General features: G+C 34.4%; 15 protein-coding genes. 6 read left to right on the forward strand and 9 right to left on the reverse strand.

The features are described 5' to 3' along the window. Positions 1-173: 173 nt before the first annotated feature. The 4 genes from LB454_RS12480 to rnr form a co-directional block, all read right to left on the reverse strand. Entirely contained in the window at positions 174-752 is a 579-nt protein-coding gene (locus LB454_RS12480) for a hypothetical protein (protein ID WP_224465007.1), read from the reverse strand. A 571-nt stretch (positions 753-1,323) separates the two neighbouring features. After that, positions 1,324-3,084 (reverse strand): ATP-dependent nuclease, encoded by a 1,761-nt coding sequence (locus tag LB454_RS12485; RefSeq protein ID WP_224465008.1) that lies wholly within the window; start codon positions 3,082-3,084, stop codon positions 1,324-1,326. A 147-nt stretch (positions 3,085-3,231) separates the two neighbouring features. Then, positions 3,232-4,266 (reverse strand): DUF6414 family protein, encoded by a 1,035-nt coding sequence (locus tag LB454_RS12490; RefSeq protein WP_224465009.1) that lies wholly within the window; start codon positions 4,264-4,266, stop codon positions 3,232-3,234. 396 nt (positions 4,267-4,662) lie between these two features. Further along, positions 4,663-6,885, reverse strand: coding sequence for a ribonuclease R (gene rnr / locus LB454_RS12495; protein ID WP_224465010.1), 2,223 nt, complete (start codon positions 6,883-6,885; stop codon positions 4,663-4,665). A gap of 189 nt (positions 6,886-7,074) precedes the next feature. Here rnr and LB454_RS12500 point away from each other — a divergent pair, with 189 nt between their 5' ends. The 5 genes from LB454_RS12500 (at position 7,075) to LB454_RS12520 (ending at position 10,159) form a co-directional block, all read left to right on the forward strand. Then, on the forward strand, positions 7,075-7,233 hold the full coding sequence (locus LB454_RS12500; RefSeq protein WP_224465011.1) for a hypothetical protein: 159 nt from the start codon (positions 7,075-7,077) through the stop codon (positions 7,231-7,233). Between the two features lie 66 nt (positions 7,234-7,299). Next, a complete protein-coding gene (locus LB454_RS12505; protein ID WP_224465012.1) occupies positions 7,300-7,539 on the forward strand; it encodes a DUF2007 domain-containing protein in 240 nt (79 codons plus the stop codon). A gap of 839 nt (positions 7,540-8,378) precedes the next feature. Continuing rightward, a complete protein-coding gene (gene rpiB, locus LB454_RS12510; protein ID WP_224465013.1) occupies positions 8,379-8,810 on the forward strand; it encodes a ribose 5-phosphate isomerase B in 432 nt (143 codons plus the stop codon). Positions 8,811-8,816: 6 nt separating this feature from the next. Further along, positions 8,817-9,713: a cation diffusion facilitator family transporter gene (locus LB454_RS12515; protein ID WP_224465014.1), complete on the forward strand. Its 897-nt coding sequence runs from the start codon at positions 8,817-8,819 to the stop codon at positions 9,711-9,713. Next, a complete protein-coding gene (locus LB454_RS12520; RefSeq protein ID WP_224465015.1) occupies positions 9,713-10,159 on the forward strand; it encodes a GNAT family N-acetyltransferase in 447 nt (148 codons plus the stop codon). The genes LB454_RS12515 and LB454_RS12520 overlap by 1 nt, the downstream gene beginning before the upstream one ends. 6 nt (positions 10,160-10,165) lie before the next feature. Here LB454_RS12520 and LB454_RS12525 read toward each other — a convergent pair whose 3' ends face one another. From LB454_RS12525 to LB454_RS12535, 3 genes are all read right to left on the reverse strand, one after another. Then, positions 10,166-11,788, reverse strand: coding sequence for a S41 family peptidase (locus LB454_RS12525; protein WP_224465016.1), 1,623 nt, complete (start codon positions 11,786-11,788; stop codon positions 10,166-10,168). Further along, the gene (gene rnpA / locus LB454_RS12530; RefSeq protein ID WP_224465017.1) at positions 11,785-12,141 is read right to left on the reverse strand and encodes a ribonuclease P protein component; all 357 of its coding nucleotides are present in this window, start codon (positions 12,139-12,141) and stop codon (positions 11,785-11,787) included. The genes LB454_RS12525 and rnpA overlap by 4 nt, the downstream gene beginning before the upstream one ends. A gap of 65 nt (positions 12,142-12,206) precedes the next feature. Then, entirely contained in the window at positions 12,207-13,388 is a 1,182-nt protein-coding gene (locus LB454_RS12535) for a phosphoglycerate kinase (protein WP_224465018.1), read from the reverse strand. A 79-nt stretch (positions 13,389-13,467) separates the two neighbouring features. On the opposite strand from LB454_RS12535, the gene LB454_RS12540 reads away from it, so the two are divergent. Next, positions 13,468-14,607: a DNA polymerase III subunit gene (locus tag LB454_RS12540; protein ID WP_224465019.1), complete on the forward strand. Its 1,140-nt coding sequence runs from the start codon at positions 13,468-13,470 to the stop codon at positions 14,605-14,607. A 51-nt stretch (positions 14,608-14,658) separates the two neighbouring features. Here the strand turns inward: LB454_RS12540 and LB454_RS12545 are convergent, their stop codons facing one another. Together LB454_RS12545 and LB454_RS12550 are read right to left on the reverse strand one after the other, a co-directional pair. Beyond that, positions 14,659-15,201: an OmpH family outer membrane protein gene (locus tag LB454_RS12545; protein ID WP_224465020.1), complete on the reverse strand. Its 543-nt coding sequence runs from the start codon at positions 15,199-15,201 to the stop codon at positions 14,659-14,661. Positions 15,202-15,390: 189 nt separating this feature from the next. Then, positions 15,391-16,197, reverse strand: coding sequence for a class I SAM-dependent methyltransferase (locus tag LB454_RS12550; protein ID WP_224465021.1), 807 nt, complete (start codon positions 16,195-16,197; stop codon positions 15,391-15,393). Positions 16,198-16,200 lie beyond the last annotated feature (3 nt).

Consider the following 16,200-nt stretch of genomic DNA (forward strand, 5'->3'; position numbering starts at 1 on the left):
TTTAAAGAATCTAACTATCAATTTGAGATCTTCTATTTCCTTTTTTGTGAAATTGTTCTTTAATTCAACAGCCGAATACTGTGATTTACAAGAATAAAAACCCTGAAACAATAGAATAACTAGAATGAGAGAAAATGTTTTTTTCATATAAATCAATAAATACAATTTTACAGTTAAGCGTTTGAGTTTAGTTTAAGTTTTTTCAGTTTTACCACCTGTTCAAAGATTTGAAAGTGATGCTGCTCTGTTCTTAAGTCAATTCGGAAATCACCGTTTAGGTTTTCTATGTTATAGATCTCACCGGATAGAAAAAGAGGATTTAATAGGCTCATCAACTCCTCTAAACCATCAATTTTACTCATGTCATGATCTATCACATATCTATCCGAAACGTTCAGTATTGTACGTGAATTAGAAAAGTTGAGAAGAAAGAAATCCAATTTGTTTCGTTTCCTAATTTTAAAATTAGACTTGAATAGATTTCTGGTTTGCCATACAGCTGAGGTCAATACATTTTGGTATTTGGACGAAAGAAACAAATTACCAGAGGTAAAGGTGGCTTTTTTATAGCTTAGCGTCCAAACACTCGGTTTTGATATTTTGCCGATTATTGCATACGACCAAGCATTATAACTTCCTTTGACCTTCCCCTTTCTTTTGAGTACAAACTCTTCAAGTTGATCACAAAATTCTTTATTCCGGACGAAATAAGGGGAATTCTTTTCATTTGGTGATGCATTGTGATCAATCATTAGTTATTACAAAAGGTTTGAAATTATAGGTCTAAGCTAGCTTAATTCGGTAAAACAGGAAGCTAGAATTTATAGTTTAGTAGATTAGCCTCAGCTTTTATTCTTGAGTCCTTTATAAAATCAGATGAAAGCAACGCATAAACCTAACTATCCAAAAACGCTCCATTATAAATTAGTTATCCCGAAAATAAGCTTCTTTCTGAAACCCCATCTTTTTTAAAATTGCGCGAGAATTTTGATTTTCAGGATTGATGGTGGTTTTGGTGCCTTTCCTGATCCCCATACAGCATCACCCGTTCATCAGAACGCATCACCTAGACCTCTTAAGCGTCAGTCAAGCTTAACTGCCCTAGAACTAATCTCTGACTTTCTAATTCTGGGAATTCCTCAACCTATAGGTCATTGAGCATAGGTGTTGTGGCTTGTTAAATTAAGATGCAACATATATAAGGGTTTAAATCGCTATTTGTGGGTGTTAGGGACGCCTACCTGCCAACTTATCAATTTTTTCTTTTCTGGCTTCTATGATTAAAGTTCTTCGGGTAAACTTGTTATTAACGAATAACCGATGTTAACCACAGGTATCTACTATCTCTTTCAAAAATAATTTGACTCTAGGATTTTCATTGCTGGGTCCTGTTAAATCTTTTTTATCTATCAATTCGCAAATTGTTTTAGATAAAAACAATTTCATATTTAAGGAATTAAAATTTATTTCTGGTTTGTCTTCATTGTTTTGGCGGCACAATTCTGTTGCTAAATCTAAAATTGGCTTTTTATTATATGCTGGTAAAGTTCGCTTTCTTCTATCTCCTTTTTTAATTTGAGAATACTTCTTCTTACGTAGGAACTTGTTGACAGCATCGAAGAAAAGATTTGGATATATAAAATCTTCTAACTCTATATCATTGAATTGCTCACCATCAAATCTATCAATGTATTTACAATTTAACTCTATGAATTCATAAATCTTATTATTTAGTTGATTAAATTTTGCTCTCCCAGCTCCGTCACGATCAAAAACAGCAATGATTTTTGGTTTATATTCGAGTTCTGTACAAAAATCATTAAGGAATTGAAGAAATCCTGGATATTTATCTACACCGCCACCTACTAGGATATTAGGTATTGATAATTTAAACTTTTTCATTAATGAAATAAATAAATCCTTGTCTTCTTGTCCTTCAACCAAAATATTGAAAGGCATAACTTCCCAGCTATCATTTTTACCTATCCCAAAGTTTTTTTTGATTCTTTGAGCTTGCTCAAAATTTGATCCTTTAAAAATTAGAGTATTCAATTTGTAAAATAGAAATCCCTTTTTTCTTGTATACTCTTTCAATTCTTTTGTGCCCTCGAACAAGAAGGTATTCTCTAGATCATTAACATCAATAAAGAAATGTGAATGTGTAGTTATTATTATCTGACTTGATTCTGATTCTGATATTAATTTTGAATACAGACTTTTCTGTAAACCAGCCTGAAGAAAGGCTTCTGGTTCATCTATTGCCCAAATAATATCTTTTTTCGTTCTTGAATTTACGTATTGAATTAACGATAAAAGTATAGTTCGTTGAATACCACTTCCTTTAGTTTCAAGTTTTCTTTCATTAGTATCAAAAAGGGTAAATTCTATTATTTTAGAGATTGCTTCTCTTAAAAACAGATATTCTGGAAATCTAATTTGCAGTTTCCAATCATTAGAATCAATTGACTCAACATCTTTTAGTAAACTTTGAAAAATTTTAGTTAACTCTCTTTCAATTTTACCTACAGACTTTTTCGATAATTCAATGAATTCGTCAAGTTTAGCTAGAGATTCTTTTTGGTTTTTGCCTCTTCTTTTATCTAGGCCTAATGGTAAAATTTCATCATTTACAATTTCTGAAACTAGTTTTGGGATGTTTACATTACTTGCTTCTACAAAGAAGAACTTAAAGCTTCTCTTTAGAAAATCCCGAATTTCTTTTTCACTTAGAGATTCTTTATTTCTTGTTCCTTTAAATCTAACTTCTTTAATCCCTTTTTGTTCAGTGAAATTTTCTGTGATTGTATAAGTATTATCAGTACCTATTTCGTCGAATTTTGCTTTTAATGTAATAACATATCCTTGACCACGAGAACCTTCTACAATATGATGAGGAATATCTTCATCAGGATCAAAATTTTCAATATCAGGATTAAAAAATAGGTTTAAGGCTCTAAGAAAGTTAGTTTTTCCAACGTTATTCGAACCACAAATAGTTATCAAATTACTTTCATTACATGTCAATTTTATATTTGATATTGAACGATAGTTTTTAATTGAAAATTCCGATAATTTATGTTTCATAGATAATCATGGCTAAAGTGTTTTTATATAGTTTGTTGCGTGTTTCAGTAATAAAATAAGTAAATACAAATCGAATAGAAAATCCTCAAGGAATCTTGTAACTAGGAGTATACTAAAAATACATTTTACAAGTTTTTGTAGGTAATTCTATAGATCTATTTCTCTGTATACGGCTAATGGATTTACAGTAATTCTTGGAAAACTAGAATATCTAACAAATTGCTCGAAACCTTCAAATCCACGAAAAACTCCTCTAAAAGCTCGTTCAAAAACTATAGATTCTTCTTCTTTTTCCAAGTCTTTTTTTAAAGGGTCAAATAATTCTTCTTGCTTTTCTGGGAATGATGTTATCATTCCAAAAATTGTCATTTTTAGATTTGGTCTAGAACCATAACTAAAAGTAATGTTTTCAATATCAGTTTCTACAAAATGTTCTCTTTTTAAGTTCGATAATATTTCAAAACTTGGTAGGTTTTCATATGGATAAAATCTAAAATTTATTCTGTCTGGTAAAAAAGTGTCTATGAACAATTGAATTCCATTTACTAAATATTCAGGAATTTTCCCTGTATCGTTATATTCATCTAATAATTTTTCTAAATCATCCTCTAACTTATTAAGTCTGATTTTTTCTTTTGTTTTTATATTTCTATCGTTTTGACTATTTATAAGTTTTCGTTGCTTTTTTAAATCTTGAATAAGAATATCGTATTGTTCCTTTTCATCTGAATCTGCAATACTACATTCTTGTATGAATTGTGATATCGAATTAAATCTTTTAGCGATTTTTTTAAGTCTATCGTAATCTTCTATATTCACCCATCCTGTTGCTTTTATAAATGATTTAGATTTTAATATTTCGTGTAGTTTGTCAGAATCTAATTCTATTTCATCTATTTTGTCAAGGTCTATATAGGATTTTGAATTATAAATATTTTCTTGCAACTTATCTAATAAGTTATGATGAGGAATTCTTGTTATAGATTTACTTTCTTTATCATTTGCACTAGCACCAATTTTAGCTTGAAGTATTTTGACATCAATACCTAAACTTGAATTAATTTCTCCACCTTCTTCAATGTTATCAGTTGATTGAGTTATTATTCCTTCGTCCATTTGACTGTAAAGTGAAATGGACTTTTGTGTATCAAAATATAATAAATCTTTAATGGTTTTCTTCATTTTCTTAAATTACCTATTACTCGTTATACCAGCCTAAAAATACATGTTTATTTAAAAGAGTTAGGGTAAAACCCATGTTTTTATCTTATAAATTCAGTGCATACGCTCATCATCAAGCCAGTACTTCCCCTTCAGACCTCATCCTTACCCAGCTGGAGCTTGAGGTTAGTAGTGAACATTAAGCAATGTATCGAAAAGCTTTGAAGCAAACTAGGGTAAAATCTGAATAAATAGATCCTGAAATAAACCTGCCTGCGTTCCTTGGAAGGCAGGTTCAGGGTGACAAAACCAGCTTTTATTCTTTACAAAACCAAAAAAAGGCGATTTAATGAAGCTCTAAACTCATTAAATCGCCTTTTTGTCATTGCGGATCGTTTAAAATCCTATTTAATTGATTTATTCTTTTTCAATCGCGACTTCTTCTACCGAGCCCAGCAGTTCAAAATCGATGGTGCGTTTCACTAAATCGGCTTTTTTAACGCGTACATAGACTTCATCACCAAGCTGGTACATCTTCTTGGTTCGGCGGCCAATGATGGCGTAGTGCTCTTCGTTGAAGTCGTAATGATCGTCGGAGATGTCTTTGAGACGGGTCATGCCTTCGCATTTGTTCTCGATGATTTCGATAAAAATACCAAAATCGGTCACTCCAGAAATCACGCCTTTAAATTCGGTTTCTGCTTGGTCCTGAATGTATTTGACCTGCATGTACTTGATGGAATCCCGCTCGGCGTTGGTCGCCAGTTTTTCCATTTCGCTGGAATGCTTGCATTTGTCTTCATATTCGGTTTCACTGGCGCTTTGTTCGTTGTCCAGATAGCGTTGCAACAAGCGATGGGCCATCACATCGGGATAACGTCGTATCGGCGAGGTAAAGTGCGAATAATAGTCGAAGGCCAAACCGTAATGGCCAATATTTTGGGTGGAATAATAGGCCTTGCTCATGGTACGAATGGTCAAGGTATCCACCAGATTTTGTTCTTTTTTGCCTTTGACGTCTTCCAAAAGACTGTTTAAGGCGCTGGCGATGTTCTTTTTGTTTTGGATGTTGATGCTGTAACCAAATTTGGAAATCACCGTATTCAACGCTTCCAGGCGATCGTCCTTAGGCTCGTCGTGGCAACGGTAGACAAAGGTCTTGGGCGGCTTGCGTTTGCCGATAAATTCTGACACTTTTCTATTGGCCAGCAGCATGAATTCTTCAATCAGCTTGTTCGCATCCTGACTGGTTTTCACGTAAACCCCCTGTGGATTGTTATCGGCATCCAGGTGAAATTTCACCTCCACTTTATCAAAAGATATCGCACCTTGCTGCATGCGTTTTTGGCGCATGGTTTTGGCAAGCCTATTCAAAGTAACGAGAGCGTCTACAATGTCTGGCTGGACCTCATAGTCCTTTTTGGTTAAGGAAACGTCTGCGGGGATATGCTTGTCTTCAGAATCGATGATGTACTGTGCTTCTTCGTAGGCAAAACGCGCATCGGAATACGTGACCGTACGTCCAAACCATTCGCTTTTCACTTCTCCTTTTGGAGTCAGTTCAAACAAAGCTGAAAAGGTATATTTTTCTTCATTGGGTCTTAACGAGCAAGCGCCGTTGGAAAGTACTTCTGGCAACATAGGCACCACACGATCTACCAGATAAATGGAAGTTGCTCTATTGTAGGCTTCATCATCTAGAATGGTTCCAGGCTGAAGGTAATGCGCTACATCGGCAATGTGAATCCCAATTTCAAAATTGCCATTGTCCATTTTTTTGAAGCTCAAGGCATCGTCAAAATCTTTAGCATCGGCTGGATCTATCGTAAAGGTCAAGGTATCTCGGAGATCCCGTCGTTTTTTGATTTCTGCGGGATGGATTTTAGTATCGATGCCGTTGGCAAATTCTTCTACTTCTGGAGGAAATTGCTCTGGCAAGCCGTAGCCCGCTAAAATAGCGTGCATTTCGGTATTGTGTTCTCCAGGAACACCCAGAACTTCGGTGATTTCTCCTTTAGGTGAATCGTCTTTGTCTTTCCATTGCAGAATGCGAACTTTCACTAAAAGCCCATCTTCGGCATCGTGCATTTTGTCGTTAGGCACAAAAATATCGGTGTACATTTTGGAATTGGCCACCACGACAAAGCCAAACTTTTCCTGTTTGTGCAAAACACCTACAAAATCGGTTTTAGCTCTGGTCAAAATGGAAACCACTTCGCCTTCAGATTTCGATTTCTCGCGTTTTTTGAACACGTAGACTTTTACTTCGTCGCCATCCAGGGCGTGATTCAGGTTTTTGTTGGAGATATAAATATCCTGTTCCATATCTTCTACAACCACATAGGCATCGCCTCTAGAGGTCATGTCGATGATGCCTGTATGGAAATCTTCCAGGCCGTCAAACTGAAATTTCTTGTCTTCTACATTCTTCAGCTGGCCTTTAGCCGTTAACTGTCCTAAGAGACGAATGACTTTATTTCTGGTTTTGGTATCTTCAATTTTAAGTTTTTCTAGAATAATTTTAAAGTCAAAACTCTTTTCGGGCTGACTTTTAAAGATATCCAGAATTTTTTTTGATAATCCTCCATCCCGGTCGGGTGAAGCTTGGAAAGGCTTTTTGCCTTTTTTCTTTTTACTCATAAGTAGTTTAAATAATCTTTGCTAAAAGTAAGATAATATAATTGGATGACGAAGTTGCTACACTAAATCTTTGTTAAGTCCTTGATTTGATGTAGTTAACAATTACATGATGTTAAACTTTCAATTATTTAGCATTAAAAACCAAATTTTTGTTAATTATTTTATAAATTTGCTTAACAACCATTTATTATGTCAAAAACTACCAAAATATATATTGTCTTTATACTCATCTTTTTGGTAGGATTCTTGGCGATTTACCTTTACATCCGTTTTTTCCTCAATCAGCAACTCACTACTGTTGAATCCGAAGTAGAAAAGCCTTTAAGCGCTTTATTAGCTTTGCTTTAATAAAATCTAAATCTGCTTTAAATTTGCCTTGTTAGTGATTATATTTCTTTATTTTTAGGATAAAAAATGAACGACTTCATCAAGCTAGCTGTATTCACGTATCCTCATGAATATACCGTGCTAAAATTGCTTCTCGAAAAAGAAAATATTCGGTTTTTCTTTCAAAATGAAACGGTTATAGGTGTTATTCCTTTTTACTCCAATGCGCTAGGTGGGATTTTTTTAAAAGTACATCCGGAGGATCTTCAAGAAGCAAAAGCTATTCTGGAAGATTACAATTTCGAAAATCATCTCCATATTGTTTAAAGACAGTCTTTTTATTTTTTTCTACCCGTTGTGCATTTTAAAAAATTCTGTCAATTCGAGTGAATTTCACGATTGAAATGAGTGGAATTTGTATCGAGAATATGAATTTTTTGATTGGGTTCTAGATACAATTTTTTTATCAAAAAATCACACGAACAGACATAATGCTATCTATTTCAATCCAAAATGCACAACTGGTTTTTTCTAATTCTTTTTGATAGATATTTTAGATCTGAAATTAGTTTCCTTTTCCACTTATCCACAATCTATAATACTATTATTCTTTTTTTATAAATTTTAAAATTAACTATGATGATTACTATTGCTCGTGTATAACTGGAAAACTTTTCTCTATTTAATTTTGATTTTTTAAAATTTGAGTTTATCCACAATTTATACCTATCCTTTTTTGGGTTTAAAACTTTGATTTACATAGATATCTAAAATAGTTATCCACAATTTCAATATCACTTTTCACAGTCAATTTTGAATAACTTTTTTCCACTTTCATGTGGATAACTTTTGAAAGTGAACGCAAAAGTTTTTCGAAAATTGGTTTCTTAAAATTTTGCTAAATCAGATTTTTATCTATCTCTATTTTTAGTTTGATAAACCAAATTTTTTGTTCAGATTTTTTACTGAAGTTATCCACAGTTTATCAAAATTTGAAGCCTGCAAAGCGACTCCAAATTTGAAGTTTTCCACAATTGTTTATTCTTTAATTTCTGTATGTTCTAAAGACTTATAAATCAGTCATCAAGCTATTAGGTGCTTCATCTTGCATTTCATTAATGAATTAAATCTTAACTTTGTTTCACTCAATATTTAAATCTACACCCATGACAATTTCAATCGGAAATGATCACGCAGGACCTTCTTATAAATCCGCAATCAATGATTACTTAAAATCAAAATCTATAGAGGTCATCAACCACGGAACAGACACAGAAGATAGTGTAGATTATCCTGATTTTGTGCATCCTGTTGCAGAAGATGTGGAGAATGGAACTTCAGATTTAGGCATCATTATCTGTGGTAGTGGAAATGGAGCTAATATGACCGCCAATAAACATCAGGGCGTCAGATCTGCTTTATGCTGGAATACAGAGTTGGTAGCTTTAGCCAAACAGCATAACAATGCTAATGTATTGAGCATTCCTGCCAGATTTGTATCTGTAGAAGAAGCTCTGGATTTTGTAAAAGTATTTATAGAAACGCCTTTTGAAGGTGGTCGTCATCAGAGAAGAGTGGATAAAATTGCTTGTCAATAATCTATTTTGAGCCACACTCATTCACATCAGCGTTCCCAAAAGAACTTACTCTTTTCTATTGTCCTTAATATAGGTATCACCGTTTCTCAGGTTATAGGGGGTTTCTTAAGTGGAAGTTTGGCTTTACTCTCGGATGCTCTTCATAATTTTACAGATGTAGTTTCTCTTATCATCAGTTACGTAGCTTCCAAATTTTCTGCTAAAAGTGCTACTTCCAACAGAACATTTGGTTACAAAAGGGCTGAAATTTTGGCCGCCTTCGTTAATTCTGCGAGTCTTATCATTATAGCTATTATTCTTATAAAAGAATCTTTTGTTCATTTTTTCAACCCAAAAATTATCAATTCAGATTTAGTCATCTGGCTTTCAGCCCTGGCTATAGTTGGGAATGGACTAAGTGTTTTACTTCTTTTGAAGGATAGAAAAACCAATATGAATTTAACCTCTGCTTATTTTCATTTACTCACAGATATGCTTGCCTCTGTAGCGGTTTTGATAGGTGGATTACTGATGAAATTTTATGGGATTTTCTGGGTAGATAGCGTACTAACCTTTTTGATTGCTGTTTATCTTATTTACGTTGGTGTCAAATTATTCAAAGGCTCTTTTAAAGTCCTTATGCTTTACACCCCTGCCCAAATTGATATCGAAGAAATTGTCACCAAAGTAAATGCTTTTCCTCTTGTTAAAAATATGCATCATGTGCATATTTGGCAACTCAATGAAGATGAATTGCATCTGGAAGCTGAAATTGATTTTGAAGAAGATATTACACTCTCTACTTTTGATAACCTACTTGTTGAAATCGAAACTATCTTATTGCAAGAGTATGGGATCAACCACATTACAATTCAGCCAGAATTCAATAAATCAGACAATAAAAACATTATAGTTCAAGACTAATGACGCCAAAGATTTTACTTTTTTCTGAATTAACCACCAGACAAATTTATGATATTCTTCAGCTTCGTTCTGAAGTGTTTGTTGTTGAACAAGACTGTGTGTATCAAGACATTGATGGACATGATGACAAAGCTTACCATGTTTTGTTTTACGATGAACAGATTCTGGTCGCCTATTCCAGGATCTTACCTCCGGGGGCTTATTTTGATGAGTTGAGCATTGGCAGAGTCATTGTAAAAGAAACACATCGAAGTCAAAAGTTAGGACATGAGTTGATGAAAACCAGCATTGATTTTTCTTTAAAAACTTTTCCAAAATCAATGATTAAAATCTCGGCACAGCAGTATTTGATCAAGTTTTATGAGAGCCACGGATTTGTGATTTCTGGTGAAGGTTATCTGGAAGATGGTATTCCTCATATCAGTATGAAGCTTGAAAGTCACTAACTTCCTTTATTCATAGCCAAGAACTTCTCTATACCTATTTGAATTTTTCAATACTGAACTCGCTTCTTTGATGACTTCGCCTTCTTCGGTATAATAAGTGTAGACAGCTTCATCGTAGCCTAATTTTCTCAAAACACCTTCTGTAATCAACTTCTGAAGGGTTTCCTCTTCTTTCTGAAAGGCTTTCTCTTTTTCTTTATTCAATTGCTTCTGAAGTTCAGTTAAGGACGATTCAATGGACTTTAAATAATCTTCAGAAGTCGCCGTCGCTTTTAATTCTTCAATTTTCTTATCCGTATCAGACTCAAATTTAAATCCTTTTACATCTATAAACTTTTGAAATTCATCACTAAAATTTTTATTCGATTTGAAATCATCAAGAGTTAAGCCTTTATTTTGATTGACGTAATTCACACTGAAATCAAAAATGAGGTTGTCTTGCTTTAGTGCTTTTATCAGTTTGCTTTCCTTTTCGATAGCGACTTCAATATCGGGTTTTATGCCACCGCCGTCAAACACACTTCTCCCGTTTTTGGTTTTAAATTCAGTGTATTCACTTTCGTCTTTTCTGATGCTTTTCCCGTCCAGATAATCCAATGCCTGTATACATCTTCCACTTGGGGTGTAGTATCTGGAAATGGTAATTTTAGCCTGAGTACCATAGTTCAGTTTTTTTGGTCTCTGGACAAGTCCTTTGCCGTAACTTCTACTGCCAATCACAACCCCTCTATCCAAATCCTGAAGACTCCCCGATACAATTTCACTGGCTGAAGCAGAATTTTCATTGATCAGAACAGCAACTGGAATTTCAGTATCGATGGCTTTGTTTTGAGTGGTATAAGACTGATTATACTTCTCAATTGCCGATTTTGTAAAGGTGATGGTAGTGCCTTTTTCAATGAACACATTGCTCACATTCACTGCTTCAGAAAGTAAACCTCCAGGATTATTTCTTAAGTCCAAAATGACCTGAGTTGCTCCTTCTTTTTTCAATTCCTGAAAGGCTTCAATAACTTCAGAAGAGGCTGAACGGGTAAACTGGGACAGCACAATATAAGCTGTCTTATCTTCCAGTAATTTAAAGTAAGGCACTGCTTTTTCTTTTACAATACCTCTTTTTAAAGTCACAGTTTCGATACTAGAATTTCGATTTAATTTTAAAACAACTTCACTATCTGGAGCCCCTTTTAGCAGTTCACCGGCGTCTTCATTGTAATTTTTGACTTCAATATCCCCAATTCTGGTGATTTCATCCCCAATCTTCAGTCCGGCTTTGTCGGCTGGAGAATCTTTGATTAAATTCTGAATAACTATCGATTGCGGCGTGGTGATAATCTCTGCACCAATTCCTGTATAACTACCAGAATTGCGGATTCTGGCATTCTGGATTTGTTGCTCATCCCAATAGACCGTATAAGGATCGAGATCTTCCAGCATAGCTTCAATCGCGGTGTTCATCAATTCTGCTGGATTGACTTCGTCTACGTAATTCATATTCACTTCTTTATACAAATTAGTAAAGATTTCAATCTGCTTGGCGATCTCAAAAAAATCATTCTTGTAGGAGGTAAATCCGTAAGTTGTTATAGCAACTATAGAGGTAAGTAGTAAAAGCTTTAGTCTTTTCATTGGATCTCTTTTAAAAGCGTTCTGACGGTTTCATGAAGTGGTATTGAAGGTAATTTTACTTTACCAATAAAGATAATCATTATGGCGTACTTCCCCTTAGTCTGCGTTAAGGTTTCTTTGTTCAGGCGATAGGCTTCCCGCAGCTGCCGTTTTATCCTGATGCGGTCCACAGCTTTTTTGAAATTTCGCTTAGATACACTTACACCAATGTTATGCGTTTCGTTTTCAAATTCAACATAGCGAATAAGTATTGGATACTTTTTAATCGTTTTTCCTTCCTCAAAAACTTTTTTAATCAGTTTTCTGGATTTTAGTTTTTCCTTTTCAGGGTATGTAAATGATTTTAGATTCATTGGTTTAAACTAAAAAGCAATACCTATCTAAAAGTATTGCTTTTGAAATTATAAAAAGAGGTTTTTTAGTTTAAAGCATCAATACCAGGAAGGCTTTTTCCCTCCAGCATTTCCAGCATGGCACCACCTCCTGTAGATACGTAACTTACTTTGGTATCAAAGCCAAACTTCTTGGCTGCCGAGACACTGTCTCCACCTCCTACTAATGAAAAGGCTCCTTTTTTGGTCGCCTCCGCAATAGCTTCTGCCAAAGCGATGGTTCCTCTAGAAAACGTATCCATTTCAAAAACACCTAGTGGTCCATTCCAAAGTATGATTTTAGATTCAGCGATAACTTTTGAAAAATTCTCTCTGGATTTTGGTCCAGCATCCAGTCCCATCCAGCCTTCAGAAATCGCATGGATATCTTCTATCCTGGTTTCAGCATCATTATCAAATTCCTGTGTGACCACAGAATCCACGGGTAAATGGATTTTGACGTTTTGTTCTTCTGCTTTCTTGATGATATCTAAAGCCATATCTTGCAAATCGTCCTCTACCAGCGATTCACCAATTTTTCCACCCTGAGCTTTTATGAAGGTAAAGGCCATACCCCCACCGATGATCAGATGGTCAACTTTGGGTAATATATTCTCAATGACAGTCAGTTTTGAAGATACTTTTGCTCCTCCAAGTACTGCGGTCACTGGTTTTTCTGTAGAATTTAATACTTTATCCAGACTTTCGATTTCCTTCTGAAGTAAATAGCCCATGGCTTTATCTGCAAAGAATTTGGCTATAATGGTAGTTGATGCATGTGCTCTGTGTGCGGTACCAAAGGCATCATTGACGTAGACATCTCCAAGTTTGGATAGTTTCTCAGCAAAAGCTTCCTCTCCTTTTTTCTCTTCAGCATAGTACCTTAAGTTTTCTAAAAGAAGAATCTCTCCTGGTTTTAAGTCAGCAGCGGCTTCCTCAGCTTTTTTGCCCACACAGTCTTCAACAAATTTTACTTTTACACCAAGGACATCAGATACGGCAGCCTTAACGTGATTTAAAGAATATTTTTCTTCTTTTCCTTCGGGTCTTCCTAAATGGGACATAAGTATAGCGCTACCGCCATCTTCCATTATTTTTATGATGGTTGGTTTTGCACCTTCTATTCTACTCTTATCGGCTACTTGAAAGTTTTTGTCCAAAGGAACATTGAAGTCGACCCTTACTAATGCTTTTCTATTTTTAAAGTTGAAATCATTAATTGTTTTCATCTATCCTGATTTTCTGAATTAACTTCAAATTTACTTAATTAATTTTTCAAAAGGCTTATAGCTTTGTTATTTTAGCCACATGACATTCAAAAGCATTTTAGGATTAGATCATCTCAAAAGCCATTTGAGAAATAGTATTTTAAATAATAGGGTTCCTCATGCCCAATTATTCACAGGGGCGACAGGATCCGGCACTTTACCTATGGCCATTGCTTTTGCCAGAGCGTTAATGATTCATTATTCATCCGATGCTCGTTCTTTATCTATCTCAAGTATGATGAACCAGCTCACCCATCCAGATTTACATTTTGTATATCCCATTAATACAACTAGTACCTCACCAAAAAAACCAGTATCCGAAGATTTTATCAAAGACTGGAGAAGTTTTATTTTAGACAATCCCTACCAATCCTTGTATGATTGGTATATGAAAATCGGTATTGAAAAGAAACAGGGATCTATCAATGTTGAAGAAGCTGCTCATGTGGTTAAAGCTTTGTCTTTAAAATCCTTTGAAGGCGGACCCAAGGTGATGATTGTTTGGTGTGCTGATAAGATGAATACAGCCGCCGCCAACAAGTTGTTGAAATTAATTGAAGAACCACCCACGAATACCTACTTTATTTTAATAACAGATTCTCCTGAAGACATCTTACAAACCATTAGGTCCAGGTGTCAGCGTCTGGAGTTTCCCCCTCTTGGCGAAACTGATATCGTAAATGGTTTATTAGCCGATTTCGATATTTCTGAAAACGATGCTATCAAGATTGCACAACAATCTGATGGTAGTTTCTCCAAAGCAATACATTTGGCAGAACATGACTCTGATGATGAACAATTTGAACAATGGTTCATTATCTGGGTAAGAAGTGCCTTTCAGGCTAAAGGTAATAAGCACGTAGTTATCGATCTTTTGGATTGGTCTGACACCTTAGCTTCTGAAACCCGAGAAACCCAAAAGCGATTTCTTAATTACTGTATTCAATTTTTTCGTCAGGCTTTATTAAATAATTATAAGGCGAAGTCTTTGGTCTTCTTGACCCCCTACAATGACAAATTCAAATTCGATAAGTTTTCCGAATTCATCTCGGGAGCAAATATTATTGACATTTTTCAGGTTCTTGAAGAAGCTATTTTTCACATAGAGCGTAACGGAAATGCCAAAATGATATTTTCAGATTTGTCTTTTCAACTGACTAGATTTTTGCACAAAAAATAAAGCCATCCTGAAAAGAATGGCTTTGAATTGATATTAAAATGTAATCGCTGATTATTCTTCAGTGTCCTGTTTTTTCTTTTCTTTACTCGATCCTTCCTCAGCATTTAGTTTTTCTAGCACTTCTTCAGTAATATCCAAACCTTCTTTCGCATACATGATGTTTGCAGATTCATTGGATCCAAAAATATAAGAATAGCCTCTTTCTTTTCCGTATTCTGCAACGTAGTCTTTTACTTCTTCAATTAAAGAATCAATCGCCTGATCGCTTTCTTGTCTCAACATTTGACTTTGTTGCTGTTGACGTTGTTGCAGCATTTGCTGTTTCTGCATTAATTCATTCTGTTTTTCTTCACGTTGTTTATTAGACATTCTATCCATTCCTTCCTGAAATTCCTGAACTTCTTTTTGAAACTCTCCAGCAACAGAATCTAACTCATCAGATAATGCCTGGCTCTTTTTTTCAAATCTAGCTTCTGTAGATTTCATTTTATAATAGTCCTGGATTAAAACAGTGTTGTCTACATAAGCAGTTTTATCTGGAGTACAAGATAAAATGGATCCAACAACGGCTAAGCTTAAAATTATTTTTTTCATGATATATTTAGTTTTGACAAATGTAAAAAAAGATGCCTAAGCACAAAGTTTTTATTAAGATTATAAAAACCGATTGATATTATAGTTTTAATAAGCTTTTGTTATAATTTTATAGATGCTTATTTTGATTTTAAGAGCGGATTTCAATTCTTAAAGCATAATCTATAGCAAGTGATCAGAAGATTGATTTTAAAGCCTCTTTTGCATTAAAAACAGATTAGAGGAATATTCTTTAGTTCGTAAGGCCTTTACATTTGAAAGTAGTCCCTGCCAAAGTCCAAATAGTCTAGAATTATCTCTATAAGACTCTGAAACCATTGAGATATAAATAGCATCAAATGGCATTGGGCTTATTTTGATTAATTCTAAATTATGTTGTTTTGCAAGGTCCTTTATGTCGTCTTTACTAAAATGCCAAAGATGTCTTGGCACATCCCAGGCAGCCCATTTCTCTTTATAATACAAAGCGTCATGAGATTTATAATTTGGAACAGCAATGAGTAACACTCCTTTTGAATTTAATCTGGAAACTAATTCCCCTAATGTTTCATTATAATTATCTACATGTTCTAAGACGTGAAAAAGAGAAATGGCATCATAAGTCTTTTCTACTTCTGAAATTTCTTTATAGACCTTTATTCCATTCTCTTTTGCTTTTTGAAAAGCAAGTCTTGTAGGTTCTACTCCTTCAGCATTTATATTTTTTTTCTTTATATAATTTAAAAAATCACCTGTGCCACAGCCAAAATCCAATACAGAGTTTAACTCATCTGAATGACTTTTAATCAAATTGAATTTAGCCTTAAACATGTATTGCTTTACTACAGTATAAAGTTTATGTATAAGCGTTTTTTTATTTGACTGATGTGAAATATAGCCTCCAAAATTATAATATTTCGAAAGGTTATTTGGTCTAGGCCTTGTTTCTAATATTCCATTCTCATCTCTTTCTAAACGAAATTCCTCTTTAGTAAAAGCCTCATCTTTTATAATCAATTT

The organism is Psychroflexus montanilacus (assembly GCF_020164535.1).
Classification (GTDB): domain Bacteria; phylum Bacteroidota; class Bacteroidia; order Flavobacteriales; family Flavobacteriaceae; genus Psychroflexus; species Psychroflexus montanilacus.

What these genes read in the sequence shown, in the direction of transcription:
- rnpA (WP_224465017.1), bottom strand. Translation starts at nt 12,141, where the DNA reads ATGAATCTAAAATCATTTACATACCCTGAAAAGGAAAAACTAAAATCC.
- LB454_RS12520 (WP_224465015.1), top strand. Translation starts at nt 9,713, where the DNA reads ATGACGCCAAAGATTTTACTTTTTTCTGAATTAACCACCAGACAAATT.
- rpiB (WP_224465013.1), top strand. Translation starts at nt 8,379, where the DNA reads ATGACAATTTCAATCGGAAATGATCACGCAGGACCTTCTTATAAATCC.
- LB454_RS12535 (WP_224465018.1), bottom strand. Translation starts at nt 13,388, where the DNA reads ATGAAAACAATTAATGATTTCAACTTTAAAAATAGAAAAGCATTAGTA.
- LB454_RS12500 (WP_224465011.1), top strand. Translation starts at nt 7,075, where the DNA reads ATGTCAAAAACTACCAAAATATATATTGTCTTTATACTCATCTTTTTG.
- LB454_RS12540 (WP_224465019.1), top strand. Translation starts at nt 13,468, where the DNA reads ATGACATTCAAAAGCATTTTAGGATTAGATCATCTCAAAAGCCATTTG.
- LB454_RS12480 (WP_224465007.1), bottom strand. Translation starts at nt 752, where the DNA reads ATGATTGATCACAATGCATCACCAAATGAAAAGAATTCCCCTTATTTC.
- LB454_RS12525 (WP_224465016.1), bottom strand. Translation starts at nt 11,788, where the DNA reads ATGAAAAGACTAAAGCTTTTACTACTTACCTCTATAGTTGCTATAACA.
- LB454_RS12485 (WP_224465008.1), bottom strand. Translation starts at nt 3,084, where the DNA reads ATGAAACATAAATTATCGGAATTTTCAATTAAAAACTATCGTTCAATA.
- LB454_RS12505 (WP_224465012.1), top strand. Translation starts at nt 7,300, where the DNA reads ATGAACGACTTCATCAAGCTAGCTGTATTCACGTATCCTCATGAATAT.
- LB454_RS12490 (WP_224465009.1), bottom strand. Translation starts at nt 4,266, where the DNA reads ATGAAGAAAACCATTAAAGATTTATTATATTTTGATACACAAAAGTCC.
- rnr (WP_224465010.1), bottom strand. Translation starts at nt 6,885, where the DNA reads ATGAGTAAAAAGAAAAAAGGCAAAAAGCCTTTCCAAGCTTCACCCGAC.
- LB454_RS12545 (WP_224465020.1), bottom strand. Translation starts at nt 15,201, where the DNA reads ATGAAAAAAATAATTTTAAGCTTAGCCGTTGTTGGATCCATTTTATCT.